The sequence below is a fragment of the Streptomyces sp. NBC_00513 genome (assembly GCF_041431415.1).
GTDB lineage: Bacteria > Actinomycetota > Actinomycetes > Streptomycetales > Streptomycetaceae > Streptomyces.
Window position 1 is genome coordinate 2,720,135 of the sequence record NZ_CP107845.1, and the last position, 24,360, is coordinate 2,744,494.

The window sequence follows — 24,360 nt, forward strand, 5'->3', positions numbered from 1 at the left end:
TCAGGTCGGTCACAGGTACCCTGACCGCTCACTGAGCGTCAGAAAGGGAACCCACGGTGATGACCGACCTGCGGCCCGCCCCGGATTCCCCGGCGGCCGGACTGCGCGAACGCAAGAAGCGGCGCACCCGCGACGCGCTGCTGCGCGCCGCCCTCCTGCTCTTCATCGCGCAGGGCTACGAGCAGACGACCGTCGACGAGATCACCGACGCGGTGGACGTCTCCCAGCGCACCTTCTTCCGCTACTTCGCGAACAAGGAGGAGGTCGCCTTCACCGTCCAGGACATCGTCGAGTCCCACTTCCTCGCCGAACTCCGGTCCCGTCCGGCCTCCGAGGGTCCGATGGAGGCCATGCGCAACGCGGTGCTCGCCGGCTGGGACACCGTCGAGGAGGCCATCTCCGAGGTGGTCCCGGTCGACCTGTACATGCGCGGCTACCAGCTCATCGAGTCCACTCCGGCCCTGCTCGCCGTCCACCTGCGGCGCTCCACGGAGCTGGAGGAGGAGATCTCCCGGCTGATCGCCGCCCGCGAGGGCCTGGACCTGGACGTCGACCCGCGCCCCCGGGTGGTCGTCGCCGCGTTCTCCGGTGTGATGCGGGTCACCGGCCGCCTGTGGGGGCAGGGCCAGGACGCCAGCGTGGCCGCGATCCGGCGGATGACCGAGGCGTACCTCGACCAGATCGGTCCGGCGCTGGCCGCGGACTGGCGGCGGCCCGCGTAGGAGGCCGTGTACACGGCGAGGTGCGGGGCGAGCCGGCGGGCGGCGTACGACGTGCCGGCGCGCGGGATGGATCACGCGGGTGTGACACGGTCGGCGGTGACGCCCGTCACCTGGCGCGCCACTGGCTCGAACGGTCTCCTAGGCTGGCTCCAGTGAACCTGCCCGGCCCCGTCCACCACCTCGCCGGCGCCTCCGAGCGCCCCGCCGCCCTGCGCACCCTGTTCGTGCTGGCGGTCGTCCTCGTCATGATGGTGACGACGGGCTGGACCGCCGTCCACCGCCCCGAGTCGGGCGTCTCGCCGCGTGCCGTGGCGCTCTCGGCGTGGGCCGTGGCCCGCATCGACGGCCGCCCGCTGCCGCCGGCCGACGCGCCCGCCCGCACGGTGGCCCGTTTCTTCGGCAGCCTCGACGGCGCCCAGCGCGCCCGGCTCGCGGACGGCTACCCGCTCGTCGTCGGAAACCTCGACGGCGTCCCGGCCACCATCCGCTACCGGGCCAACCTGCGCGGCCTGGAGCAGGCGCGACGCGTCGAGGAGGCCCGCAGCCGGGACGTCGGCGTGACCCCGACCGACCGGGCCGAGGCCACCCGCCGCGTGCACCGCTTCGAGTCCCTCGCGGATCCCGACCGGCAGATCCTCACCTTCGATCCCACCGGCGACGGGCTCGTCGCCGAGGTCTTCGGCGACCTCGACCGGGCCCGCCGCGTGTCGGTGATCGTGCCCGGCGTCGACACCGACGTGGTCACCTTCGAGCGCAGCCGGCGCCGGCTCACCTCGCCCGTCGGCATGGCGCAGTCCCTGTACGAGGCCGAGCGCGCGGCCGCGCCCGACGGTCGGACCGCCGTCATCGCCTGGGCCGGGTACACCGCGCCGATAGGCGTGGGCGTGGACGCCGCGACGGGCCGGCTGGCGGTGGACGGAGCGGCCCGGCTGGAGTCGCTCGCCACGGCCCTGCCCGGGAACGCGAGCGTGGCCCTGTTCTGCCACAGCTACGGGTCGGTGGTGTGCGGGGTCGCCGCGCACCACCTGCCGGCGCGGGTGACCGACGTGGTGGTGGCGGGCAGCCCGGGCATGCGCGCGTCGAGCGCCGCCGACCTGCACACCCGCGCACGGGTGTGGGCGACGCGGGACCCCGGCGACTGGATCGCCGACGTGCCGCACCTGGAGGTCGGCGGGGTGGGCCACGGGGCGGATCCGGTCTCCCGGGCCTTCGGCGCGCGGCGGCTGTCCTCGGCCGGGGCCGGGAGCCACAACGGCTACTTCGAGCCAGGCACGGCCTCGTTGGACAACTTCGCCAAGATCGGAACCGGCACCTTCGCTTCCGTCGTGTGCGCGAGCGGCGCCGACGGCTGCGGCAACGGAATTTCGCCGCAGACCGGCTGACCAGGGCTGACGAGGGCAAACGGGCACTCCCGGGCATGGAGAGCAGGAAAACCGTTCCTGCGGCCAGGGGACGCACGGGGGCCCGTCCCTCTACGATGAGCCGCATGGGGGATGTATTGGCCGGAAACCATGCCGTCTGGGAACTCGACTCGGACGCGGTGATCATCCGCTTCACGAGGGGGCTGCGCACACCGAGGCTCTGGCACGCCCTGGGGGAACGACACATCCCCCTGGAGGCGCTGTCCGAGGTGACCGTGACCGGGGGGAAACGGGACACGGCGGTGCTGCGCGCCGTCCCGCGCCCGGGAGCGGATCCGCTGATGGAGGTCGCCGCGGGGCAGCTGAAGGAAGCCTGCGACCCGTACCGCCTGGTCCTGCCCGGCGATCGGGCACCCCGGGCGGCTTCGCTGGTCGACGCCCTGCGGGGACGGCTGGGACCCGCCGCACCGGCCGAACGATTCCTGGTCCGCGCCCCGGAACCGCCGATCCACCTGAAGGCGTACGACGCACGGGTGGGCTTCGACGGTTCGGCGGTCACCTTCCAGTGGTCGCGCACGGGCGCCAGCGGCACGAAGTGGAAAGCGGGCGACCAGCGGTACCCGCTGGCCGAGATCGGCGGGGTCGAGTGGCGCTCCCCCGACGGCCCGGACGGCCATCTGCGGCTCCTGCCCCGCGACGGCGTCGCCGCCGGTGACGCGCGGCCCGACCACGACCTGGCGGCCGCGGTGTTCGGGATCGGATACGGGGCGGTGCACGAGTCGCTGCCGTTCGCCGCGTCCGTCCTCGCCGCCGTCGGCGGCAGGGCCGGTTCCGATCCGCACCCGCAGGTCGACGAGCGGCTCCGGCACCTGAGCGAGCTGCACGGCGCGGGCCTGCTCACCGACGCCGAGTACACGGCCCTGCGCGACCGCTTCGCGGCCGACGCCTGAGCGCGGCGGCGGGGGGACGGCCTCCCAACGGGGGACGGCCTCCCCCACCACCGCGCCGGATCCGAAGACGACGGCCTAGCCCTCCCGCGCCGCCGACGTGGAGCTCATGTCGGGGTAGCGGTCGCCCGCCACCCGGGAGGCGATCGGTTCGAGCAGCGCGAGTTCGGCGGCCGTCAGGGTGATGCGGGTGGCGGCCGCGTTCTCGGCGAGTCGGCCCGGCTTGCGGGTGCCCGGGATCGGGACCACCGGCAGGCCGTGCACCTTCGCCCGCTGCTGCACCCACGCCAGGGCGATCTGCGCCGGCGTCGCCCCGTGGGCGGCGGCGATCTCCCGGACGGGGGCCAGCAGCGCCGCGTTGGTCCTGGCGTTGTCGCCGGTGAACCGCGGCTGGTACCTGCGGAAGTCGTCCGTCGACAGGTCCGTGCCCGCGTCCGCGAACGCCCCGGTGAGGAAGCCGCGCCCGAGCGGGGAGTAGGGCACGAAGGCCACGCCCAACTCCGCCGCCGCGCCGACCGCGCTGTGCTCCACGTCCCGGCTGAACAGCGACCACTCCGACTGGAGCGCCGTGATCGGGTGCACCGCGTGCGCCTCGCGCAGTTCGGCCCCGGTGACCTCGCTCAGCCCCAGGTAACGCACCTTCCCCTCCCGGACCAGCTCCGCCATGGCGCCCACCGACTCGGCGAACGGCACGGCCGGGTCGCGCCGGTGCATGTAGTAGAGGTCGATGACGTCGGTACCGAGCCGGCGCAGGCTGCCCTCGACGGCCTGCCGGACGTAGGCGGGGTCGTTGCGGATGCCCCGGTAGTGCGGGTCGTCGTTGCGTTCGATGGCGAACTTCGTGGCCAGGGTGATCTCGTCCCGGTGGGCGGCCACGAACGGCGCGATGAACTCCTCGTTGCGGCCGCGCCCGTAGACGTCCGCGGTGTCGATGAGGGTGACCCCCGCCGTCAGCGCCGCCTCCAGGGTCTCCCGCGCGACCGCCTCGTCGGTGTCCCCGTAGAACTCGCTCATGCCCATGCAGCCCAGGCCCTGGACGCCCACCAGCGGGCCGCCCTTGCCCAGCTCGACCCGCTCGATGACCTTGTCGTGCTCCGTCATGGCCGTGCCTTCCCCGTCGTCGTGCCCATCGAGTACATCCCGATCTTGTAGTCCAGTACGGCGAGCGCGTCGGTCAGCTCCGTGATCCGCGACCGCACCTCGCGGCGCGTCCGCTCCAGCAGCTCGCGCCGCTGGTCGACGGTGTGCGCGCCCTCGCGGACCAGTTCCGCGTACCGGACCATGTCCGCCACCGACATCCCGGTGGCGCGCAGCTTGCCCACGAAGGCCAGCCAGTCGAGGTCCTTGTCGGTGAACCGCCGCTGTCCCGAGTGGGAGCGGTCCACGTGCGGCATCAGGCCGATCCGCTCGTACCAGCGCAGTGTGTGCTGGGTCAGACCGGTGCGGGCCTCGACCTCGCTGATCGTGTACCGCGTCTGCGTCAGGCTCATGACTCCACGCTAAAACCTTGGAGCGCACTCCAGGCAAGTAGGCTCGGCCGCATGGAGAACAGCCTGGAGAGTCTGCGGATCATCGAGAACTGGCCGGTGACGACGGCCGCCGCCGCCGTGGTCCGCGCCGACGGGAGCACGGCCGGTTCCCACGGCCCCGTCGACCACCCGTTCCGCCTGGCCTCGGTGACCAAGCCGCTCGCCGCGTACGCCGCCCTCGTCGCGTACGAGGAGGGGGCGATCGAACTGGACGAACCGGCCGGACCGGAGGGTTCCACGGTCCGTCACCTGCTCGCGCACACCAGCGGGCTGGCCTTCGACGAGCACCGTGTGACGGGGGCTCCCGGGCAGCGCCGGCTGTACTCCAACGCCGGTTTCGAGGTGCTAGGCGACCACATCGCGAAGGCCACCGGCATCCCCTTCGCCGAGTACCTGCACCAGGCCGTCTTCGAACCGCTGGGCATGGCGTCGAGCGTGCTGCACGGCTCCCCCGCGAAGGACGGCGTGTCCACCGTCTCCGACCTGACGCGGTTCGCCGCCGAGCTCCAGGCGCCCCGGCTGCTCGACGTCCGCACCGTCGCCGAGGCCACCGCCGTCGTGCACCCGGGCCTCAAGGGCGTCCTGCCGGGCTACGGGCACCAGTCCCCCAACGACTGGGGGCTCGGCCTGGAGATCCGCGACGGCAAGTCCCCGCACTGGACGGGTCACACGTCCTCGCCCCGGACCTTCGGGCACTTCGGCCAGTCGGGCACCTTCCTGTGGGTGGACCCGGAGGCGCGCGCCGCGTGCGTGGCACTGACCGACCGCGCCTTCGGCCCGTGGGCCGTGGAGGCCTGGACCCCGTTCACGGACGCGGTCCTCGCCGAACTGCGTTCCTGATCCGCCGGATCCGCGGGGCAGCCGCTACGGCAGCTCCCAGATCAGCAGTTCCCCCGGGGAGCCCGCGGTGATCTCCAACCCGCTCTCGCGGGTGATCCGCGCCGAGTCGCCGGGGCCCAGTTCCTCCCCGTCGAGCCGCAGGTCCCCCCGGACGACGTGCAGGTAGATCCGCTCGGCGACCGGCACGGCGACCCGCTCGCCCGCGCCGGGCCGCCGCACGCGCAGTACGGCACCGGCCGCGGGGATCTCGTACGCGGCGCCGTCGGCGAGGTCCCGGACGAGCGTGTACGAGGGCTCGCCGCCCGCCACGAGCGGGGCGAGCCAGGTCTGTACGAACCGCAGCCGCTCCGGGCCGTCGTTGCGCTCGACGTGCCGCGCCCCGGATCCGGTGCCGAAGTGCTGCACGTCGCCGGGGCGCACCTGCCCGCTGTGCCCGCCGGCGCTGTCCTTGTGGGTGAGTTCGCCCTCGACCACCCAGGTGACGATCTCGGTGTGGCTGTGCGCGTGCTCCTCGAAGCCGGAGCCGGGCCGCAGGGTCTCCTCGTTGCAGGCCAGCACCGGGCCGAAACGGATGTTGTCCGGGTCGTAGAAGGACCCGAAGGAGAAGGCGTGCCGGGTCGTGATCCCGGCGGCCGGGTCCCCGCCCTCGTACCGGTCGGCGGCGCGGCGTACATCAATCATGAAGGCCACCGTAGACCCCGCCGGCCGCGGCGCGACTCGGGGCGCGGGCCCTGCGCCGCGAGACCGGAGTCCGCGCCGGGGCGCCGATAGGGCAGTCTTGTCCCGTGCCCCAACCCGAACGTGAGCCTTCTCCCGAGACCAGCCCCGCGCACCCGGCGCATGCCGCGCACCCCGCCCATCCGCACACCGCGACGCTGCGCAGGCTGGAGAAATCCTCCGGTCGGCTCGCCGCCAACGCCATCGCGCGCATGGACGAGACCCTGCCGTGGTACCGGGCGATGCCGCCGGAGAACCGGTCTTGGATCGGCCTGGTCGCCCAGGCGGGCATCGCCGCGTTCACGGAGTGGTTCCGGCACCCGGAGACCCCGCAGGCGATCTCGACCGACGTGTTCGGGACGGCTCCGCGCGAACTGACCCGGGCGATCACGCTGCGGCAGACCGTGGAGATGGTCCGCACGACGATCGAGGTGATGGAGACCGCGATCGACGAGGTCGCGGCCCCCGGCGACGAGTCGATCCTGCGGGAGGCGCTGCTGGTGTACGCCCGGGAGATCGCCTTCGCGACGGCCCAGGTGTACGCCCAGGCGGCCGAGGCGCGCGGGGCGTGGGACGCCCGGCTGGAGTCCCTGGTCGTCAACGCGGTGCTGTCGGGCGAGGCCGACGAGGGCGCCCTGTCCCGGGCCGCGGCGCTGGGCTGGAACTCGCCGGAGCACGTGTGCGTCATCCTGGGCACCGCCCCGGACGGGGACAGCGAACTGACGGTCGAGGCGATCCGGCGCGCGGCCCGGCACCACAAGCTCCAGGTCCTCACGGGTGTGCTGGGCGACCGGCTGGTGGTCATCGCGGGCGGCAGCGACAACCCGATGCAGGTGGCGAAGTCCCTGATCGGGCCGTTCGCGGCGGGTCCCGTGGTGGCGGGTCCGGTGGTCCCGGACCTGCTGAACGCGACGAAGTCGGCGCAGGCCGCCGCGGCCGGACTGAAGGCCTGTACGGCGTGGCAGGACGCGCCGCGCCCCGTTCTGGCGGATGATCTCCTGCCCGAGCGCGCCATCGCCTCCGATCCCTCGGCGAGGGAGCAGTTGGTGGAGGAGATCTACAGACCACTGGAGGAGGCGGGGTCGGCACTCCTGGAGACGCTGAGCGTCTACCTGGAGCAGGCGAGCAGTCTGGAAGGGGCCGCGCGGATGCTGTTCGTCCACCCGAACACGGTGCGCTACCGGCTCCGACGTGTGACCGACGTCACCGGCTGGTCACCCTCCGATGTCCGTTCGGCGTTCACGTTGCGGATCGCCCTGATCCTGGGGCGCCTGGCCGACGGCGATCCCCAGTCCTAGACTTTTGTCGGACATCAACAATTACCCCGTCGGTTCTTCGTCCCTGTCCCCACGGGCGGCGCGGGCCACATACAAGAGAGAGTGTGAGGGTGCTCGTACTCGTCGCTCCAGGCCAAGGCGCTCAGACGCCCGGCTTCCTGACTCCCTGGCTCGAACTCCCCGGCGCCGCCGAGCGCGTCGCGGGGTGGTCCGACGCCATCGGGCTCGACCTTGCCCACTACGGCACGAAGGCCGACGCGGACGAGATCCGCGACACGGCGGTGGCCCAGCCGCTGCTGGTCGCCGCGGGTCTGCTGTCCGCCTCCGCGCTCGGCACCACGACCGCCTTCGGCGCGGTCGCCGGTCACAGCGTCGGTGAGATCACCGCGGCCGCGTACGCCGGTGTGCTGAGCGAGGACGACGCGCTGTCGTTCGTACGCACCCGGGGGCTCGGCATGGCCGAGGCCGCCGCCGTCACCGAGACCGGCATGGCCGCGGTGCTGGGCGGTGACCGTGACGTGGTCGTCGCGCACCTGGAGAAGCTGGGGCTGACCCCGGCGAACATCAACGGTGCGGGCCAGATCGTGGCCGCCGGCACCGCGGAGCAGATCGCCGCCCTCGTGGCCGACAAGCCCGAAGGCTCCATGAAGGTCGTCGCCCTCAAGGTCGCGGGCGCGTTCCACACCCACCACATGGCGCCCGCGGTCGCCACGCTGGAGAAGGCCGCCGAGGCCCTCGCCCCGGCGGACCCGGCGCTGAAGTACGTGTCGAACAAGGACGGTCGGGTCGTGACCACGGGCGCCGATGTCGTCGCCCGGCTGGTCGGCCAGGTGGCCAACCCGGTCCGTTGGGACCTGTGCATGGAGACGTTCGCCGAACTGGGCGTCACCGGGATCGTCGAGCTCTGCCCGGGCGGCACCCTTCAGGGTCTGGCCAAGCGTGCGCTCAAGGGCGTACCGGCCGTCGCCCTGAAGACGCCGGACGATCTCGACAAGGCCGCCGCGCTCCTCGCCGAGCACGCGGTCTGAGAGAAGGAGCCCACACAGCATGTCGAAGATCAAGCCGGCCAAGGGCTCCCCGTACGCCCGCATCCTCGGGGTGGGCGGCTACCGCCCGGTCCGTGTGGTGCCCAACGAGGTCATCCTGGAGACGATCGACTCGTCCGACGAGTGGATCCGTTCGCGTTCCGGCATCGCGACCCGGCACTGGGCCTCGCCCGAGGAGACGGTCGCCGCGATGTCGGTGGAGGCCTCGGGCAAAGCGCTGGCCGACGCCGGGGTCGCCCCCGAGCAGATCGGCGCCGTGATCGTCTCCACGGTGTCGCACTTCAAGCAGACCCCGGCCGTCGCGACCGAGATCGCGCACCGGATCGGGGCGGTCAAGCCCGCCGCTTTCGACATCTCCGCGGGTTGTGCCGGGTTCGGCTACGGCCTGACCCTGGCCAAGGGCCTGGTGGTGGAGGGGTCGGCGCAGTACGTCCTCGTCATCGGTGTCGAGCGGCTGTCGGACCTCACCGACCTGGAGGACCGCGCGACGGCCTTCCTGTTCGGCGACGGCGCCGGCGCCGTGGTCGTCGGCCCTTCGGACGAGCCGGCCATCGGCCCCACGGTGTGGGGTTCGGAGGGCGACAAGTCCGAGACGATCAAGCAGACCGTGCCGTGGGACGAGTACCTCGGCAAGGGCGGCGGGGAGAAGTTCCCGGCCATCACCCAGGAGGGTCAGGCGGTCTTCCGCTGGGCCGTCTTCGAGATGGCCAAGGTGGCCCAGCAGGCGCTCGACGCGGCCGGGATCACCGCGGACGACCTGGACGTCTTCATTCCGCACCAGGCAAACATGCGGATCATCGACTCGATGGTGAAGACTCTGAAGCTGCCGGAGCACGTCACGGTCGCCCGTGACGTCGAGACCACCGGCAACACCTCGGCCGCCTCGATTCCGCTCGCTATGGAGCGGCTCCTGGCGACCGGTGCGGCGAAGAGCGGCGACACCGCGCTCGTCATCGGCTTCGGGGCGGGACTCGTCTACGCCGCGACGGTCGTTACCCTCCCCTAGGGTCGGGATCCCTTTCCCTCCCTGAACATCCAGTCAGCTAAAGAAGGAGCGCCACATGGCCGCCACGCAGGAAGAGATCCTCGAAGGTCTCGCGGAGATCGTCAACGAGATCGCCGGCATCCCGCAGGAGGACGTCCAGCTCGACAAGTCCTTCACCGACGACCTGGACGTCGACTCGCTGTCCATGGTCGAGGTCGTCGTCGCCGCCGAAGAGCGCTTCGAGGTCAAGATCCCGGACGAGGACGTCAAGAACCTCAAGACGGTCGGCGACGCCGCCGACTACATCCTGAAGAACCAGGCCTGAGCCTGACGAGCGTTTGTCGCCACCTGGCGGTGGCGCCGTGACAATTCAGCACCCCCTGAGACGTGGAGAAAGAATTCCTGTGAGCCCGACCAATCGCACCGTGGTCGTCACCGGTATCGGCGCAACCACTCCGCTGGGTGGCGACAGCGCTTCGACCTGGGAAGGTCTGCTTGCCGGCCGTTCCGGCGTATCGCCCCTGGAGGGCGAGCGTTTCGCCGAACTGCCGGTCCGTATCGCCGCGCAGGCCGCCGTGGACCCGAGCGAGGTACTGCCCCGTCCGCTGGCCCGCAAGTTGGACCGCTCGGCGCAGTTCGCCGTCATCGCGGCCCGCGAGGCCTGGGCCGACGCGGGGTACACCGCCCCGGCCGGCGAGGACGAGTCCATCGCGCCCGAGCGTCTGGGTACCGTGATCGCCTCCGGAATCGGTGGCGTGACGACCCTGCTCGACCAGTACGACGTACTGAAGGAGAAGGGTGTGCGCCGGGTCTCCCCGCACACCGTCCCCATGCTCATGCCGAACGGCCCCTCGGCCAACGTCGGCCTGGAGGTCAACGCCCGCGCGGGCGTTCACACCCCGGTCAGCGCGTGCGCCTCGGGTGCCGAGGCCATCGGCTACGCCGTGGAGATGATCCGTACCGGCCGTGCCGACGTGGTCGTCGCCGGCGGTACCGAGGCGGCGATCCACCCGCTGCCGATCGCCGCGTTCGCCAACATGATGGCGATGTCCAAGAACAACGATCACCCCGAGCAGGCCTCGCGCCCGTACGACAAGGCCCGTGACGGCTTCGTCCTCGGCGAGGGCGCCGGCGTGGTCATCCTGGAGTCCGCCGAGCACGCCGCCGCGCGCGGTGCGCGGGTGTACTGCGAGGTCCTGGGTCAGGGTCTGTCCGCGGACAGCCACCACATCGCGCAGCCGGAGCCCACGGGCCGCGGCGTCGCCGCCGCGCTGCGGAACCTGCTCGACAACACGGGTCTGGACCCGGCCGAGCTGGTGCACCTGAACGCGCACGCCACGTCCACCCCGCAGGGGGACACGGCCGAGCTGAAGGCGCTGCGCAAGGTGCTGGGCGACGACCTCGACCACATCGCGATCTCCGCGACCAAGTCGATGACCGGTCACCTGCTGGGTGGCGCCGGCGGCATCGAGACGGTGGCGACCGTGCTGGCGCTGTACAACCGGATCGCCCCGCCGACGATCAACATCGACGACCTGGACGACGACATCGACGCGGACATCGTTCGCGGCGAGCCGCGCAAGCTGCCCGTCGACGGTCCGATCTCCGCGATCAACAACTCCTTCGGTTTCGGCGGGCACAACGTCTCGCTGGCGTTCCGCTCCGTCTGAGTCGCGCGCACCGAGTGAGAGGGGCCCCACCCGGCGGTTGCCGGGTGGGCCCCTCTCGCGTGTCGTCCGTGTGTCGCGGGGTCAGACCACCTGGTGGAGCCAGCGCACGGGGGCGCCTTCGCCGGCGTGGCGGAACGGCTCCAACTCGTCGTCCCAGGGCTTGCCGAGCAGTTTGGCGATCTCGGCTTCCAGGTCGGTCTCGCCGTGCGCGGATCGGACGAGGGCGGCGCGCAGTCGGTCCTCGGGGACGAGGATGTCTCCGTGCATTCCGGTGACGGCGTGGAAGATGCCGAGTTCCGGGGTGGAGCTGTATCGCTCGCCCTCGGAGGTCGAGCAGGGTTCGGCCGTCACCTCGAAGCGCAACAGGTGCCAGCCGCGCAGGGCGGATGCGAGTTTCGACGCGGTGCCCGCTTCGGCCTGCCAGGAGAATTCGGCTCTCCAGGTGCCGGGGGAGGCGGGCTGTCTGATCCAGTCGAGGTTCACCCGCACTCCGAGTACGCCCGCAACAGCCCATTCCACGTGCGGGCAGAGCGCACGCGGCGCGGAATGCACGTACAGAACTCCACGTGTCGTCACCGGGACCTCCAGTGTGGGACGAGGTCGGGAATAAACTCCAGAAAACGGACGGTATGTGACGTGATGTAATTTACCGGAAATGATCTGACATTGCGTCGTGGGACGTGCGGCCGAAACGCCACGGGAAAAAGCTACCGTGCGCGGGGGGTCCCGGTGTGACGTACGGTCGCTCCAAACCCCGTGAACGCAGAGCATTCACTCAGCAGGACGCCCCGGAAGGACGGGGCGACGAGGGAGGGACCACCCGATGGGCACCACCGCTCCACGCCGTCGCGCGCGCAGGAGGCTGACGGGCGCGGTCGCGGCGGTCGCCGTGCTGGCCGGGGTGGTCACGGGGTGTGACGGCGGCGAGCCGGCGTCCGAGGGCGAGCGGGGGGCGCAGGCGGGTCCCCGTTGGAACACCGCGCCGACCTCGATCGCCGCCGTCGGCGACTCCATCACGCGCGGCTTCGACGCCTGTTCGGTGTTGGCGGACTGCCCGGAGGTCTCCTGGGCGACCGGCGACGACCCCGCGGTCGACTCCCTCGCCACCCGCCTCATCGGGGCCGCCCAGGCGCCCGCGCGCAGTTGGAACCACGCGGTGACCGGCTCGCGCATGGCGGACCTGCCGGGGCAGCTGGCTTCGGCCGCCGCGCACAAGCCCGACCTGGTCACGGTCATGGTGGGCTCCAACGACGCCTGCCGGCCGCTGGCTTCGTCGATGACCTCGGTGGCCGACTTCCGGGCCGGTTTCGAGAAGGCGCTGGCCGGCCTGCGGGCGGCGTCCCCGACCTCGCAGGTGTACGTCTCCTCGGTGCCGGACCTCCAGCGGCTGTGGGAACAGGGCAAGGACCTGCCGATGGTGCGCCAGATCTGGAAGCTGGGGATCTGCCAGTCGATGCTGGCCGATCCGCTCTCCCTGGCGACGGGCGCGACCTCGCGACGGGAGGAGGTGCGGGCGCGGGTGGTCGAGTACAACGAGGTACTGCGCGAGGTCTGCGCGAAGGACCCGCTCTGCCGTTACGACGGGGGTGCGGTGTTCCAGTACCCCTTCTCGGCCGAGCAGTTGAGCCGCTGGGACTTCTTCCATCCGGGGAAGGACGGACAGGCGCGGCTGGCGGAACTCGCGCACCGACAGGTGACGGCGGCGAAGCCGCCGCGTTGACGGTTGGTACGGACCGGGGGCGGGGGTCAGGACCCGTCCCCGGTCCGTTTCATGGGTGGTTTCCGGCCATGCGGCAGGTCAGTGGACGTCGAGGGTGGCCGTGAGGCGGGTGTCGCCGTGCGCGTGGCTCGCGCGGACCTCGTACCGGCCGTCGATCCGCCGCCGGCCGCGCGTGTCCTCGTCCCAGATCTCGAAGGCCCGGGCGGGCAGCTCGATCTCCGTCTCGACGCTCTCGCCGGGGCCCGCCTCGACGGAGGCGAAGGCCGCCAGCCGGCTCGCGGGGCGCTCGACCGTGTCGGCGATCGGGGCGAGGTAGACCTGGACGACCTCGCGGCCGGTCCGGACGCCGGTGTTGGTGAGGCGGACGCGGGCGGTGGTGCCGGTGACCTCCAGGGAGTCGTAGCTCCAGTCCGTGTAGCCGAGGCCGTGGCCGAACGGGTAGGCGGGGACCACGCCCCGGTCCTCGTACGCCTGGTAGCCGACGAGGAGCCCCTCGCGGTACTCCAGTCTGCCGTCGGTCGGCGTGACCTCGGTGACGGGCGCGTCGGCGAGCGCGGCGGGCCAGGTGGTGGGCAGTCGTCCGCCGGGCTCCGCGTCCCCGAGGAGCACGTCGGCCAGGGCGGCGCCGCCCTCCTGCCCGGGGAACCAGGTCAGGAGCACGGCGGCCACGTCCGCGCGCCAGGGCAGTTCCACGGGGGAACCGGCGTTGACCACGACCACGGTGTTCGGGTTGGCGGCGGCGACGGCCGCGACCAGGTCGTTCTGCCGGCCGGGCAGGGTCAGGTCCGTGCGGTCGAAGCCCTCGGACTCCACGCGTTCGGTGGTGGCGACGACCACCACGGCGGTGTCGGCGGCCCGCGCCGCGGCCACGGCCTCGGCGATGAGCGCGTCCGGGTCGCGCCGGGGGCCGAGGTGGAGCAGGGAGAACATGATCGCCTTGAGGGGCAGCCCGGTGACGTCGGGGACCTGGAAGGTCAGCGAGACCTCGACGGGTTCGCCCTCGGTCAGCGCGATCCGGGCGCGCTCGCTGGGCGCCCCGAAGAAGGCCTCGAAGGGGTCTGCCTCGTCACCCATCTCCTGGACGCCCTCCCAGAGGGTGTGGCCGTCGACGGCCAGGGCGAAGGCGCCGAGGCCGCGGGTGCCGAAGGCGTGCTCGCCGCTCTCGCGCGGCAGGAACGTGCCGGTGACCTCGATGCTCGCCATCGTCTCGTACGTGGCGCCCTCGGGCAGGTCGTCGCCGATCCACTGGACCTGACCGGTGGGCAGACCGCCCTCTCCCAGGACGGCTCCGGAGGCGTCGCGGCAGACGGCGCGCAGCGCGAAGCCCTTGTCGGCGGGGACGGGTTCCTCGCTGGGGTCGGCGCCGACGCGGAAGGTGAGCGCCCCGTCGGGGAGGGCGGCGGTGAGGCCGTCGAGCGGGGAGACGATCCGCTCGGGGAAGACGGTGGCGGAGCCCCCGCCGAGGACGCGGGCGTCGCGGGCGGCGGCGCCGAGGAGGGCGACGGTGCGGCCGGGGCGGGTGTCGAGTGGCAGCGCGCGCCGCTCGCCGGAGACGGGCTCGTTGCGTACGAGGACGGTGCCGCGGACGGCGATCTCGCGGGCCAGGGCCTGCCCGTCGATCGCGGCCGGGTGGTCGGTGACGACGGCGGGGGCGCCTTCAAGGAGGCCGACGCGGGCGGCGAGCCGCAGGACGTTGCGCACGGCGTCGTCGACGGCTGACTCGGGGACCTCGCCGGCGCGGACGGCCTCGGCGAGGGCGGGTCCGTAAACGGTCTGCGGGCCGGGCATGGCCACGTCGAGGCCGCCGAGGATGTCGCCGGTGGTGGAGCGGGCGGCCATCCAGTCGGAGACGTTGACGCCGTCGAAGCCCCACTCGGCGCGCAGGACCTCGTTGACCAGGTACGCGTTCTCGGTCATCGACGTGCCGTTGACCCGGTTGTAGGCGGTCATGATGCCCCAGGGGCGGGCGTTGGTGACGATGGCCTCGAAGGGCGCCAGGTACAGCTCGCGCAGCGGGCGGGGCGCGATGACGCAGTCGACGGTGAAGCGCTCGGTCTCGGCGTCGTTGCCGACGAAGTGCTTGACGGTGGTGCCGACGCCGCCGTCCTGGACTCCGTTGACGTAGCCGGTGCCGATGGCGCCGGTGAGGTACGGGTCCTCGGAGTAGCACTCGAAGTGCCGGCCGCCGAGCGGGGAACGGTGCAGGTTGACGGTGGGGGCGAGCAGGACGTGGACGCCCTTGCGGCGGGCCTCCTGGGCCAGGAGGCGGCCGGCGCGGCGGGCGAGGGCGGGGTCCCAGGCGGCGGCGAGCGCCGTCGGGGACGGCAGGGCGATGGAGGGGTCGTCGGCGGTCCAGCGCACGCCGCGCACCCCGATGGGGCCGTCGGACATGACCAGGGAGCCCAGGCCGATCTCCGGGAGGGCGGGCAGCGACCACATGTCCTGGCCGGCCAGGAGCCGGGTCTTGGTGTCGAGGTCGAGCTTGTCGAGTGCGGCTTCCGCGGTGTCGTGGCGGACCTGTTCGGCATCGGTCACGGCCGAGCCTCCTCATCGGATGCGGTGTGCGGCGTGGTGCGGTGCGGGTGCGGCGTGGTGCGGTGGCCCCATCGTGGACCTGCCACCTGGTAAACGGTAGGGTTCGTTATGTTCTTGTGATCTCGGCTTGTCGGGCGCGGATCGCGTACGGTCCTGCGGGCAGGGGTGTGACGCGGAGGGAGTGCCGGCGATGGTCAGGGCGAGGAGCGAGGAACGACGCGGCGACATCGTTCGCGCGGCGGTCGAGGTGATCGCCGAACGCGGCTACCGGGGAGCGTCCCTGGGCGCCGTCGCGGAACGGGTGGGCCTGACCCAACAGGGCCTGCTGCACTACTTCCCGACCAAGGAGGCGCTGCTGGTCGCGGTGCTGGAGGAGCGCGACCGCTGGGACACCGGCGGCGGCTCCCGCGCCTCCGCGGACACCTGGCGGCTGGACCTGCTGGCCTCGCTGGTGGACTACAACGCGATGCGCCCGGGCATCGTGCAGACCTTCTCGGCGCTGCTGGGCGAGAGCGTCACCGTCGGGCACCCCGCCCGGGAGTTCTTCACCGAGCGGTACGCGCAGGTCCGGGTCGAGATGGCAGCGGTGCTGCGGGCCGAGTTCGGGGACCGGCTGCCCTCGGGCCTCACCCCCGAGCAGGCGGCGCCCCTGCTCACGGCGGTGATGGACGGGCTCCAGTACCAGTGGCTGCTCTCCCCCGAGTCGGTGGACATGCCGGGCGCGTTCCGCTCGTTCCTGACACTGCTCCGGGGCGCACCCGAGTCTCCGTAGCGCCCCGCACGGCCCTGCCGGACGGGGCGAGGACCGGGCCGGCATGCTGGGCGCATGAGGATAGCCGCAGCCCAGATGACCTGCGTCCCGGCCGATGTCGACGCCAACTCCGCGCGGGCCGCCGCCCTCGCGGTCGCGGCCCGCGACCAGGGCGCCGAACTCGTCGTCCTGCCCGAACTGGCCCTGACCGGCTACGAGATCGAGGCCCTGACCGCCGACCCCGGGCTGTGGTTGACGGGCCCCGACGATCCGCGACTGGACCCCTTGCGCTCCGCCGGGATCGCCACCGCGGTCAACGCTGCGCTGCGCACCGACGGCCCGCTGCCGGCCATCGCGACCCTGGTCCACGACGCGGAGGGCGCGCACGTGACGACGTACGCCAAGCAGCACCTCTTCGAGCACGAGGGGGACGCCTTCGCGCCGGGCGCCGTCGACGGCCGCTTCGAACTCGGCGGGATCCGCTTCTGCCTGGGCATCTGCTTCGACAACCACTTCCCCGATCTGCCCGGCCGGGGCGCGGCCGACGGATGCGCGGTCCATCTGGCGAGCTCCCTCTACGGAACGGGCGCCGGGGTCGCGGAGCGGACCACCGTGTATCCCGGGATCGCCAAGGAGCACGGCCTGTACGTGGTCCTCGCCAACCACGTCGGACCCGCCGGCCCCTGGACCGGCTGCGGCGGGGCGGCCGTCTGGGCCCCGGACGGTTCGACGGTGGTCGAGGCCGACGACCACACGCAGGGCGTGGTGACGGCGGAGGTGCCGGCATGAGCCCCGTCCCGCCCGACCCGTCGGTGCCGCATCCCGTGGCGGGGCAGCCGCGGGTGGTGCTGCTCCGGCCGCTGGTGACGTCCCCGCTGATCGAGGTGGGCGACTACTCGTACTACGACGACCCGGACGACGCGACGGCTTTCGAGACGCGCAACGTGCTCTACCACTACGGGCCGGAGCGGCTCGTCATCGGAAGGTTCTGCGCGCTGGGCACCGGTGTGCGCTTCATCATGAACGGCGCCAACCACCGGATGGACGGGCCCTCGACGTTCCCGTTCCCGATCATGGGAGGCGACTGGGCCGACCACTTCGACCTGCTCACCGACCTGCCGGGGCGCGGGGACACCGTGGTGGGCAACGACGTCTGGTTCGGGCACGGCGCCATGGTGATGCCGGGGGTGCGGATCGGCCACGGAGCGGTGATCGCGTCCGGCGCCGTCGTGGTGGACGACGTCCCGGACTACGGCATCGTCGGCGGCAATCCGGCCCGCTTGATCCGCACCCGGTACGAGCCGGCGGACATCGCCCGGCTCCTCGCCGTCGCCTGGTGGGACTGGCCGGTCGAGCACCTCACCCGGCACGTGCGGACCGTCATGTCGGGCAGTGTGGACGCACTGGAGGAGGCCGCCCCACCCACCCGCTAGTTAGGTTACCCTTACCTTCTTTCGGGGGGTCGGTGTCGTGGCGCACCGCCCACAATGGGGGGTCACGGCACAGTGGCGGCGGACCGGTTGGAGGAGCTGACGGTGGACGAGGACTTCATCGCGGCGGGCGGACACCCGCCCCACGTCCACGCGTTCCACCAGTTCCTGTACGTGCCGATCGGGCGGATCGTCGTGACCGCGTGCGAGCGGGAGCACGAGCTGACCCCGTCCGTGGCCCTGTGGATACCGGCCGGGGTGTGGCACAGTGCCCGCTTCGACAGCGACTCCCTCATCGCGGTCGAGGACTTCGGCGCCGGCCTGCACGCGTTGCCGTACACCGAGGCGACCACCGTCAACGCGACCGCCGAGCAGCGCCGGTTGCTGCTGGCCCGGATGCGCAGTTCCGAGGTGTCCGAGGACGACCCGGCGGTCTTCGCGGCCCTCTGCGCGGCCCACCGCGACTGTCTCCCGCTGCCCCAGCCGACCAGCCGGGCCGCCTCGACCGTCGCCCGGGAGCTGGCCCGCACCCCCGCCGACCCGCGCACCGCGACCGAGTGGGCCGAGGACCTGTACACCAGCTCGACCAGCCTGCGACGGGCCTTCCGCACGGAGACGGGCCTGGCCTTCTCGGAGTGGCGGACCCGGCTGCGGCTGAACCACTCGCTGGAACTGCTGGGGCAGGGCCACCTGGTGGGCGTGGTCGCCGCCCGGGTCGGATTCGTCAGCACCAACGGCTACATCCTGGCCTTCCGCCGCCACTTCGGGCAGACGCCCGGCGCCTACACCAAGCGCTCGGTCGACTCGTACGCCGCGGTGGGCTGACCGGCCGGTCCCGCCGGCGCGGGGGCGGGGAGCAGGTGTCTGCCGCCCCATGCGCCCAGCGGGGCCAGGGCCGCGTTCAGTTCCCTGCCGAGCGGGGTCAGCGAGTACTCCACCCGGGGCGGCACCTCCTCGTAGACCTCGCGGTGCACGATCCCGTCCGTCTCCAACTCCCGCAGTTGCGCGGAGAGCACCTTCTCCGAGACCCCCGGGACCAGCCGGCGCAGTTCACCGAAACGACGCGGGCGCTGCTCCAACTCCCACAACAGGGAGACCTTCCACTTGCCGTCGATCACGGACATCGCCGCGGCGATCCCGCAGTGATCCGCCCCGGGCCTTCGTGTCAACGCCATCGCACACCCCTCCCACCTGTTCGCTCACCTCGGGGTAACCACCCACTCCGAAGTGCGTACTTGAGCGTCTCACGGCCTGCGACCAGGCTGAACGTCATGACCGACAACCTCGTGAAGACACCGCTCACCCTCCTCGGACTCGGCGACATGGGAACCGCCCTCGCCCGTACCTGGCTGGCCGCCGGGCATCCCCTGACCGTCTGGAACCGCACCGCCGCCAAGGCTGAGGCCCTGGCCGCCGAAGGTGCTCGCGTCGCCGCGACCCCCGCCGAGGCGGTCGCCGCGAACGAACTGGTCGTCCTGTGCCTGTTGGACGACGCCTCCGTCGGCTCGGCCCTCGACGGGGTCGACCTCGCGGGCCGGGACCTGGTCGACCTCACCACCGGGACCCCCGCCCAGGGTCGCTCCCGCGCCGCCCGGGCCGAGGGGCGCGGGGCCCGGTTCGTCGACGGCGGCATCATGGCCACCCCGTCGATGATCGGCGTCCCGGAGGCCGGCGGTTACGTCTTCTACAGCGGCTCCCGGCCCCTCTTCGACCGCCATCGGGCGACGCTGGAGGTACCGGGCGGGGCCCGCTTCGTCGGCGAGGACCCGGGGCACGCGGCCCTGCACGACGTGGCGCTGCTCAGCGCGATGTACGGGTTGTTCGCGGGGATCTCGCACGCCTACGCCCTGATCGAAGGCGAGGACATCGCCCCCGAGGACCTGGCGCCGCTGCTGTCGGAGTGGCTGGGCGCGATGGGCTTCTTCGTGGGCAACGCCGCCGACCGGTTGACCTCGGGGGACTTCACGACCGGGGTGGTGTCGAACCTGTCCATGCAGGTCGCCGCGAGCGGGACCCTGCTGCGCACGGCCGCGGAGCAGGGCGTCGACGCCGGGCTGATCACCCCGTACCTGGACCTGATGCGGGAGCGGTTGGAGGCCGACCCGGCGGCGCACGCGCGCGAGGACACGAGCGGGGCGATCACCCTGCTGCGCCGCCGGCCCTGACGCGGGGCCCGGGCGGAAGGGGCTCTCTAGGAGTAGGCGGGCGGCGGCGGGCCGAAGCCGGTGGCCTGCGGCGCCGGGGGGCCCGGGACGGGTTCGTCGGGGTCGGCTCCCCCGTCGGGGCCCTCGGGGTCGGTGTCCGCGCCCACGAGGTCGCGGGCCATCAGGGTCGCCCCGGCCACGGCGCCCGGCATCAGGAACACGGCGACCAGCGGGACGAGGAACGCCAGCACCAGCGGGACGCCGAAGCCGAGCGCCATCGCGCGCCGGGCCCGCAGCAGGACCAGTTGCTCGTCGAGGTCGACGCGGCGGCGCTGGAGGGCGACCGAGGTCAGCTCCTGGGTGAGGAAGTAGCCGGAGACGCAGAACCCGATCGCCGGGACCACGGTCTGCCCGAGCACCGGGATGAACCCGAGGGCGAACAGCAGGATCCCGTACAGCACCACCCGGCCCAGCAGGCGGACGCTGTCGCGGGCGGAGATCCACAGGTCCATCCACAGGCTCCGGCCGGACTCGGGGACCTCGCCGCCCTCGGTCCGGTCGACCTGCTCGGACAGGGACTCGTAGAAGGGCTGGCCGACCAGCAGGGTCACGGCGGTGAAGGTGATCACCGCGAGGAAGAGTCCGAGACTGAAGACCAGCGCGGTCAGGAAGCCGCGGAACAGGCTCAGCCAGGGCGAGCCCCAGTCGTCGGCGAAGGGCGTCAGCCAACCGACGAGGTCGTCGGCGCCGTATCCCAGTCCGATGAGGGCGCCCGCGTACAGCACGAGCGCGACCAGTCCCGGCAGCAGGCCGACGCCGAACCACCGTCCGTGGCCGAAGACCCACCGCTGTCCGGCGAGCAAGTACCGGAATCCCCCCGCGAAAGCACTCATGCGCGCAGTTTACGGCGAAGGCCGCGCCCCCTGAGGGGCGCGGCCTTCGCGATGAGCGGGGTGCGGGATCAGACGGCCAGCTCGACCGTGATGTTGCCGCGGGTCGCCTTGGAGTACGGGCAGACCTGGTGGGCCTTCTCGATGAGGTCCTTGGCGGTGGCGGCGTCCACGTTCGGGATCGACGCCGAGATCTTGACGATCAGGCCGAAGCCGTCGTCGTTCTTGCCGATGCCGACCTCTGCGGTGACGGTCGAGCCGGAGATGTCGGCGTTCTCGTTCTTGGCGACGACACCCAGGGCGCCCTGGAAGCAGGCGCTGTAGCCGGCGGCGAACAGCTGCTCCGGGTTGGTGCCGGCGCCGCTGCCACCGAGTTCCTTCGGCGGGTTCACCACGACGTCGAGCTTGCCGTCGTTGGTGGCGACGCGGCCGTCACGGCCGTTCTCGGCGGTGGCGACAGCGGTGTACGCGACATCGGACTGCTGGATGGACATGTAAGAAGATCCTCCTGGTAATCGCCGTGACTCGCGCCCACGATCACGACGGTGTGCAGTGAGCCTAACCGGTGAAAGAAACGATCATCTTTCCGGTGTTCTCGCCGCGCAGCATCCCGAGGAAGGCCTCGGTCGCGTTCTCCACGCCCTCGTGGACGGTCTCGTCGTAGCGCAGCTCGCCGGAGCGCAGCCAGCCGGCGACGTCCTGGACGAACTGCTGCTGGATGTCGGCGTGGTCGCCGACCAGCACGCCCTGCAGGCGCAGGCGCTTGCCGATGACCTGCACGAGGTTGCGCGGGCCGGGGGCGGGCTCGGTGTCGTTGTACTGGGCGATGGCCCCGCAGAGGGTGGCGCGGCCGTGCACCTTGAGGGAGGAGATCGCGGCTTCCAGGTGGTCGCCGCCGACGTTGTCGAAGTAGACGTCGATGCCCTCGGGGGCGGCTTCCTTCAGCTGCTCGCCGACGGGGCCGTTCTTGTAGTTGAAGGCGGCGTCGAAGCCGTACTTCTCCGTGAGCAGGGTCACCTTCTCGTCCGAGCCGGCCGAGCCGATCACCCGGGACGCGCCCTTGATCTTGGCGAACTGGCCGACCAGGCTGCCGACCGCGCCGGCCGCGCCGGAGACGAAGACAGCGTCGCCCTCCTTGAAGGAGGCGACCTCGAAGAGGCCCGCGTAGGCGGTCAGGCCCGGCATGCCGAGCACGCCGAGGTAGGTGGAGAGCGGGGCGAGCGAGCCGTCGACCTTGGTGGCGTGCTTGGCGTCCAGCTCGGCGTACTCGCGCCAGCCCAGGCCGTGCAGGACGTGGTCGCCGACCGCGAAGCGCTCGTCGGCGGAGGCGACGACCTCGCCGACCGCGCCGCCGTCCATCGGCTTGTCGAGCTGGAAGGGCGGTACGTAGGACTTCACGTCGTTCATCCGGCCGCGCATGTACGGGTCGACGGACATGTGGAGGTTGCGCACCAGGATCCGGCCGGGCGCGGGCTCCGCGTTCACGGGGACCTCGCGCAGGGCGAAGTCCTCGGCGACGGGCCAGCCCTGCGGGCGGCGGACGAGGTGCCACTCACGGCTCACGGCGGGGATCTGGGACATGGTGCGCTCCTGACGCTGGGGGGTGAAGGGCGGAAGAAAATGCTTCACAACGTGAAACAACCATGCTCCTGGATATTTCATGTTGTCAAGTAAATGGGTACGCTGGATCCATGCCCAGTCGTCGCGCAGACCCACTGACCCTTGAGGTCGTCGAGCTCATCGGCGACGTCGTGGCCCGCTACCACCAGGAGTACGAGCACGCGGCAGCCAGTCACCAGCTCACCGGAGCCCAGGCCAGGGTGCTGAACCTGCTCTCCCTGGAACCGACGGCCATGCGCAAGATCGCGCAGAAGCTGAAGTGCGAGCCGTCGAACGTCACCGGCATCGTGGACCGGCTGGAGAGCCGCGGCCTGGTCGAGCGGCGCCCGGACCCGGCCGACCGCCGCGTGAAGCTGGCCGCCGCCACCGAGGAGGGGCTCCAGACCGCGGACCGACTGCGCGAGTCGCTGGACTTCGCGCGCGAACCGCTGGCCGGCCTGTCCACGGCCGAGCGGACGGCGCTGAGGGACCTGCTCAGGCGGATGCTGGGCTGATCGCCCCGCCCCTCAGCAGAGGAACCAGATCCAGCACTCGCTCTTGGTCGGCGTCGGTGTGGGGGTGGCCGTCGGGGTCGCCGTGGGCTTCGGCTTCGCGGTCCCGGACGAAGCGCTCGGCGACGGCCGGCCCGAGGTCGAGGGCTTCGCGGACGGACCCGGTCCCGGGCCGGCGGTCCGGGAGGACGACGGCGACGACGACTCCTCTTCCGGCGTGGAGGCGCTCCCCTCGGGCCCCGGCTCCGCGGAACCGCTCGGCGCCCCGGTGGGCCCGGTCGTCCGCGTGGCGATCACGGAGGCCTTCGCACTCCCACCGCCCTTCGACGGCGCCGAGGGCGCGGCCGTACTCGGCAGGGCGGGCGCGGGGACCGGCTGCTGCGGCCCCGCGTCGTCGGTCAGCACGACCTCGGTCGCCCGGTCCGTGCGCTCCTCGTCGGTCACCATCCGGGCCAGCGCCACGGACCCGCCCGTGGCCAGCGCCAGCCCGAGCCCGACGGCGAGTACGGTCCGGCTCCTGCGGTTCGCGGTGCGGCGCCGTGCGCCGGACCGGCCTTCGGCCGGGCCCGACAGCGTGACGAGCGACTCGACGTACGCGTCGGACGCCTCGGGCCGCTCCCGGTCGGGCTCGGGATACCCGGGCTCGACGTACCCGGGTGCCGCGTGGTCGACGTACCCGGGCGCCGCGTACTCGGAGGCGACGTACCCGGGCGCCGCGTACTCGGACGCGACGTACCCGGACCCCGGATGGCCGGGCTCGGCGTACCCCGGCTCCGCGTACCCCGGCTCCGCGTACTGCGGCTCCGCGTACTGGGGCGCGTACTCCGGCCCCGCCTGCTCCGGTCGCGCGTACGGCGAGGCGTGTCCCGGCTCCGGGTACCCGGGCTCGGTGTACCCGGCCGGGGCGGCGGGGGCGGTCGGCGCCGCGGGGGTCAGGTATTCGGCCGGGGTTCCGCACCCGGCGCACGCCAGTGCGCCATTGAGGTGTCTCCGGCAGGCGTGGCAGAAGTTCATGGCGCCCGCAGGCTATGCGGCGACGGAGCACATCCGGGTCCCGGGAACGTAAGGATTCTGTGTGGAATCGTGGACTCCATGACGCTGAACCACGGCCCGACCACCCCGGGCCCCTTCGGCCCGGCCGGTTTCCAACTGGTGCTGTTGCGCAGAATGGCCGACTTCCGGCCGGACCTCGCCGAGGCGGCCCGGCTGCGCCTCGGCGCCTCGCTCGCGGAGCAGCGGGAGGCGAACAAGCGGTGGCAGGCCATGGTCCGGTCGCCGCGCTCGCGCGGGGCGTTGGCCCGCTACCGGTCGGTGCTGGGTCCGGCGGAGTCCACCGCGCGACGCAGGATCGGCGACCTGGAGTGCGAGGCCCTGCTGTGGCCGGTGCCGCTCTGGCCCGACCTGCGCTTCGAGGTGCTGGCCGCGCCCGACGGGGCGGTGTGGAACGAGTGGCTGGTACGGGCCCCGGGCGCGCCCGCGCCCGTCCTGGAGACGGTCGCGGACCTGGTGCCCTGGTCCGCGACGGTGGACGAGGTGGCGCGGGCCTTCGCCCCGGTTCGGCCGATGGAGGGAACCGCCCCGACGCGGTGGCGGCTGGCGTTCGCCGTGTCGGGGGCGTCGTACGTCGCGGAGTTCACCTACGGGCTGCTCCAGGAGGTCCGGCCCGGCGGCGGCTGACCGGGCCG

At 72.5% G+C, this 24,360-nt stretch carries 27 protein-coding genes; 17 read left to right on the plus strand and 10 right to left on the minus strand.

The features are described 5' to 3' along the window. The first annotated feature begins 59 nt into the window (after positions 1-59). The 3 genes from OHA84_RS12755 (at position 60) to OHA84_RS12765 (ending at position 3,033) form a co-directional block, all read left to right on the plus strand. Complete coding sequence (locus tag OHA84_RS12755) at positions 60-722, plus strand: TetR/AcrR family transcriptional regulator (protein WP_266971653.1); 663 nt, start codon at positions 60-62, stop codon at positions 720-722. A 245-nt stretch (positions 723-967) separates the two neighbouring features. Beyond that, positions 968-2,104 carry an alpha/beta hydrolase gene (locus OHA84_RS12760; protein ID WP_266950587.1) on the plus strand — a complete coding sequence of 379 codons (1,137 nt, stop codon included), beginning with the start codon at positions 968-970 and terminating at the stop codon, positions 2,102-2,104. 104 nt (positions 2,105-2,208) lie between these two features. Then, complete coding sequence (locus tag OHA84_RS12765) at positions 2,209-3,033, plus strand: DUF4429 domain-containing protein (protein WP_053677862.1); 825 nt, start codon at positions 2,209-2,211, stop codon at positions 3,031-3,033. Positions 3,034-3,108: 75 nt separating this feature from the next. On the opposite strand, the gene OHA84_RS12770 is transcribed toward OHA84_RS12765, so the two are convergent. Next, the gene (locus OHA84_RS12770; RefSeq protein ID WP_053677859.1) at positions 3,109-4,131 is read right to left on the minus strand and encodes an aldo/keto reductase; all 1,023 of its coding nucleotides are present in this window, start codon (positions 4,129-4,131) and stop codon (positions 3,109-3,111) included. Further along, positions 4,128-4,520 (minus strand): MerR family transcriptional regulator, encoded by a 393-nt coding sequence (locus OHA84_RS12775; RefSeq protein WP_053677857.1) that lies wholly within the window; start codon positions 4,518-4,520, stop codon positions 4,128-4,130. Before OHA84_RS12775 ends, OHA84_RS12770 begins: the two co-directional genes overlap by 4 nt. Positions 4,521-4,583: 63 nt before the next feature. Here OHA84_RS12775 and OHA84_RS12780 point away from each other — a divergent pair, with 63 nt between their 5' ends. Continuing rightward, complete coding sequence (locus OHA84_RS12780) at positions 4,584-5,399, plus strand: serine hydrolase (protein WP_199826497.1); 816 nt, start codon at positions 4,584-4,586, stop codon at positions 5,397-5,399. A gap of 24 nt (positions 5,400-5,423) precedes the next feature. Here the strand turns inward: OHA84_RS12780 and OHA84_RS12785 are convergent, their stop codons facing one another. Further along, positions 5,424-6,080, minus strand: a complete 657-nt coding sequence (locus tag OHA84_RS12785) for a pirin family protein (protein WP_053677917.1) — start codon at positions 6,078-6,080, stop codon at positions 5,424-5,426. Between the two features lie 104 nt (positions 6,081-6,184). On the opposite strand from OHA84_RS12785, the gene OHA84_RS12790 reads away from it, so the two are divergent. The 5 genes from OHA84_RS12790 (at position 6,185) to fabF (ending at position 11,094) form a co-directional block, all read left to right on the plus strand. After that, positions 6,185-7,414: a CdaR family transcriptional regulator gene (locus OHA84_RS12790; RefSeq protein ID WP_053677854.1), complete on the plus strand. Its 1,230-nt coding sequence runs from the start codon at positions 6,185-6,187 to the stop codon at positions 7,412-7,414. Between the two features lie 89 nt (positions 7,415-7,503). Continuing rightward, on the plus strand, positions 7,504-8,421 hold the full coding sequence (locus OHA84_RS12795; protein WP_266947421.1) for an ACP S-malonyltransferase: 918 nt from the start codon (positions 7,504-7,506) through the stop codon (positions 8,419-8,421). Positions 8,422-8,440: 19 nt separating this feature from the next. Continuing rightward, complete coding sequence (locus OHA84_RS12800; protein ID WP_053677850.1) at positions 8,441-9,445, plus strand: ketoacyl-ACP synthase III; 1,005 nt, start codon at positions 8,441-8,443, stop codon at positions 9,443-9,445. 55 nt (positions 9,446-9,500) lie between these two features. After that, positions 9,501-9,749, plus strand: a complete 249-nt coding sequence (locus OHA84_RS12805) for an acyl carrier protein (protein ID WP_053677848.1) — start codon at positions 9,501-9,503, stop codon at positions 9,747-9,749. A 79-nt stretch (positions 9,750-9,828) separates the two neighbouring features. After that, positions 9,829-11,094 (plus strand): beta-ketoacyl-ACP synthase II, encoded by a 1,266-nt coding sequence (gene fabF / locus OHA84_RS12810; RefSeq protein WP_053677846.1) that lies wholly within the window; start codon positions 9,829-9,831, stop codon positions 11,092-11,094. 81 nt (positions 11,095-11,175) lie between these two features. Here fabF and OHA84_RS12815 read toward each other — a convergent pair whose 3' ends face one another. Next, positions 11,176-11,670 (minus strand): DUF3145 domain-containing protein, encoded by a 495-nt coding sequence (locus OHA84_RS12815; protein WP_053677844.1) that lies wholly within the window; start codon positions 11,668-11,670, stop codon positions 11,176-11,178. Between the two features lie 247 nt (positions 11,671-11,917). On the opposite strand from OHA84_RS12815, the gene OHA84_RS12820 reads away from it, so the two are divergent. Beyond that, the gene (locus OHA84_RS12820; protein ID WP_266971648.1) at positions 11,918-12,814 is read left to right on the plus strand and encodes an SGNH/GDSL hydrolase family protein; all 897 of its coding nucleotides are present in this window, start codon (positions 11,918-11,920) and stop codon (positions 12,812-12,814) included. Positions 12,815-12,892: 78 nt separating this feature from the next. Here OHA84_RS12820 and OHA84_RS12825 read toward each other — a convergent pair whose 3' ends face one another. After that, positions 12,893-15,349 (minus strand): beta-glucosidase, encoded by a 2,457-nt coding sequence (locus tag OHA84_RS12825; RefSeq protein ID WP_266971646.1) that lies wholly within the window; start codon positions 15,347-15,349, stop codon positions 12,893-12,895. A gap of 190 nt (positions 15,350-15,539) precedes the next feature. Here OHA84_RS12825 and OHA84_RS12830 point away from each other — a divergent pair, with 190 nt between their 5' ends. From OHA84_RS12830 to OHA84_RS12845, 4 genes are all read left to right on the plus strand, one after another. Beyond that, entirely contained in the window at positions 15,540-16,121 is a 582-nt protein-coding gene (locus OHA84_RS12830; protein ID WP_266971644.1) for a TetR/AcrR family transcriptional regulator, read from the plus strand. Between the two features lie 54 nt (positions 16,122-16,175). Beyond that, positions 16,176-16,889: a carbon-nitrogen hydrolase family protein gene (locus tag OHA84_RS12835; protein WP_053677836.1), complete on the plus strand. Its 714-nt coding sequence runs from the start codon at positions 16,176-16,178 to the stop codon at positions 16,887-16,889. Next, on the plus strand, positions 16,886-17,533 hold the full coding sequence (locus OHA84_RS12840; protein WP_053677834.1) for a CatB-related O-acetyltransferase: 648 nt from the start codon (positions 16,886-16,888) through the stop codon (positions 17,531-17,533). Before OHA84_RS12835 ends, OHA84_RS12840 begins: the two co-directional genes overlap by 4 nt. Positions 17,534-17,635: 102 nt before the next feature. After that, positions 17,636-18,355 (plus strand): AraC family transcriptional regulator, encoded by a 720-nt coding sequence (locus tag OHA84_RS12845; protein WP_266971640.1) that lies wholly within the window; start codon positions 17,636-17,638, stop codon positions 18,353-18,355. Here the strand turns inward: OHA84_RS12845 and OHA84_RS12850 are convergent. Continuing rightward, on the minus strand, positions 18,313-18,705 hold the full coding sequence (locus OHA84_RS12850) for a helix-turn-helix domain-containing protein (RefSeq protein WP_266971638.1): 393 nt from the start codon (positions 18,703-18,705) through the stop codon (positions 18,313-18,315). The two genes, OHA84_RS12845 and OHA84_RS12850, sit on opposite strands and share 43 nt — an antisense overlap. Positions 18,706-18,801: 96 nt before the next feature. Between OHA84_RS12850 and OHA84_RS12855 the strand changes: the two genes are divergently transcribed. Then, positions 18,802-19,695, plus strand: coding sequence for an NAD(P)-dependent oxidoreductase (locus tag OHA84_RS12855; protein WP_266971636.1), 894 nt, complete (start codon positions 18,802-18,804; stop codon positions 19,693-19,695). A 26-nt stretch (positions 19,696-19,721) separates the two neighbouring features. Here OHA84_RS12855 and OHA84_RS12860 read toward each other — a convergent pair whose 3' ends face one another. The 3 genes from OHA84_RS12860 to OHA84_RS12870 form a co-directional block, all read right to left on the minus strand. Then, positions 19,722-20,567: an EI24 domain-containing protein gene (locus OHA84_RS12860; RefSeq protein ID WP_053677826.1), complete on the minus strand. Its 846-nt coding sequence runs from the start codon at positions 20,565-20,567 to the stop codon at positions 19,722-19,724. A 68-nt stretch (positions 20,568-20,635) separates the two neighbouring features. Then, a complete protein-coding gene (locus OHA84_RS12865) occupies positions 20,636-21,058 on the minus strand; it encodes an organic hydroperoxide resistance protein (RefSeq protein WP_053677825.1) in 423 nt (140 codons plus the stop codon). 64 nt (positions 21,059-21,122) lie between these two features. Next, positions 21,123-22,145, minus strand: coding sequence for an NADP-dependent oxidoreductase (locus OHA84_RS12870; RefSeq protein ID WP_053677823.1), 1,023 nt, complete (start codon positions 22,143-22,145; stop codon positions 21,123-21,125). A gap of 110 nt (positions 22,146-22,255) precedes the next feature. Between OHA84_RS12870 and OHA84_RS12875 the strand changes: the two genes are divergently transcribed. Beyond that, entirely contained in the window at positions 22,256-22,678 is a 423-nt protein-coding gene (locus OHA84_RS12875) for a MarR family winged helix-turn-helix transcriptional regulator (protein WP_053677821.1), read from the plus strand. Positions 22,679-22,690: 12 nt separating this feature from the next. Here OHA84_RS12875 and OHA84_RS12880 read toward each other — a convergent pair whose 3' ends face one another. After that, on the minus strand, positions 22,691-23,689 hold the full coding sequence (locus OHA84_RS12880) for a hypothetical protein (RefSeq protein ID WP_266971633.1): 999 nt from the start codon (positions 23,687-23,689) through the stop codon (positions 22,691-22,693). Positions 23,690-23,767: 78 nt separating this feature from the next. Here OHA84_RS12880 and OHA84_RS12885 point away from each other — a divergent pair, with 78 nt between their 5' ends. Beyond that, positions 23,768-24,352 carry a hypothetical protein gene (locus OHA84_RS12885; RefSeq protein WP_266971631.1) on the plus strand — a complete coding sequence of 195 codons (585 nt, stop codon included), beginning with the start codon at positions 23,768-23,770 and terminating at the stop codon, positions 24,350-24,352. The last annotated feature ends 8 nt before the right edge of the window (positions 24,353-24,360 follow it).

Bases quoted from the DNA above. Each gene is read 5' to 3' on its own strand.
- OHA84_RS12870 (WP_053677823.1), bottom strand. From the start codon at position 22,145: ATGTCCCAGATCCCCGCCGTGAGCCGTGAGTGGCACCTCGTCCGCCGC.
- OHA84_RS12835 (WP_053677836.1), top strand. From the start codon at position 16,176: ATGAGGATAGCCGCAGCCCAGATGACCTGCGTCCCGGCCGATGTCGAC.
- OHA84_RS12755 (WP_266971653.1), top strand. From the start codon at position 60: ATGACCGACCTGCGGCCCGCCCCGGATTCCCCGGCGGCCGGACTGCGC.
- OHA84_RS12840 (WP_053677834.1), top strand. From the start codon at position 16,886: ATGAGCCCCGTCCCGCCCGACCCGTCGGTGCCGCATCCCGTGGCGGGG.
- OHA84_RS12865 (WP_053677825.1), bottom strand. From the start codon at position 21,058: ATGTCCATCCAGCAGTCCGATGTCGCGTACACCGCTGTCGCCACCGCC.
- OHA84_RS12800 (WP_053677850.1), top strand. From the start codon at position 8,441: ATGTCGAAGATCAAGCCGGCCAAGGGCTCCCCGTACGCCCGCATCCTC.
- OHA84_RS12785 (WP_053677917.1), bottom strand. From the start codon at position 6,080: ATGATTGATGTACGCCGCGCCGCCGACCGGTACGAGGGCGGGGACCCG.
- OHA84_RS12765 (WP_053677862.1), top strand. From the start codon at position 2,209: ATGGGGGATGTATTGGCCGGAAACCATGCCGTCTGGGAACTCGACTCG.
- OHA84_RS12855 (WP_266971636.1), top strand. From the start codon at position 18,802: ATGACCGACAACCTCGTGAAGACACCGCTCACCCTCCTCGGACTCGGC.
- OHA84_RS12830 (WP_266971644.1), top strand. From the start codon at position 15,540: ATGGTCAGGGCGAGGAGCGAGGAACGACGCGGCGACATCGTTCGCGCG.
- OHA84_RS12885 (WP_266971631.1), top strand. From the start codon at position 23,768: ATGACGCTGAACCACGGCCCGACCACCCCGGGCCCCTTCGGCCCGGCC.
- OHA84_RS12775 (WP_053677857.1), bottom strand. From the start codon at position 4,520: ATGAGCCTGACGCAGACGCGGTACACGATCAGCGAGGTCGAGGCCCGC.
- OHA84_RS12805 (WP_053677848.1), top strand. From the start codon at position 9,501: ATGGCCGCCACGCAGGAAGAGATCCTCGAAGGTCTCGCGGAGATCGTC.
- OHA84_RS12770 (WP_053677859.1), bottom strand. From the start codon at position 4,131: ATGACGGAGCACGACAAGGTCATCGAGCGGGTCGAGCTGGGCAAGGGC.
- OHA84_RS12880 (WP_266971633.1), bottom strand. From the start codon at position 23,689: ATGAACTTCTGCCACGCCTGCCGGAGACACCTCAATGGCGCACTGGCG.
- OHA84_RS12875 (WP_053677821.1), top strand. From the start codon at position 22,256: ATGCCCAGTCGTCGCGCAGACCCACTGACCCTTGAGGTCGTCGAGCTC.
- OHA84_RS12860 (WP_053677826.1), bottom strand. From the start codon at position 20,567: ATGAGTGCTTTCGCGGGGGGATTCCGGTACTTGCTCGCCGGACAGCGG.
- OHA84_RS12820 (WP_266971648.1), top strand. From the start codon at position 11,918: ATGGGCACCACCGCTCCACGCCGTCGCGCGCGCAGGAGGCTGACGGGC.
- OHA84_RS12850 (WP_266971638.1), bottom strand. From the start codon at position 18,705: ATGGCGTTGACACGAAGGCCCGGGGCGGATCACTGCGGGATCGCCGCG.
- OHA84_RS12760 (WP_266950587.1), top strand. From the start codon at position 968: ATGATGGTGACGACGGGCTGGACCGCCGTCCACCGCCCCGAGTCGGGC.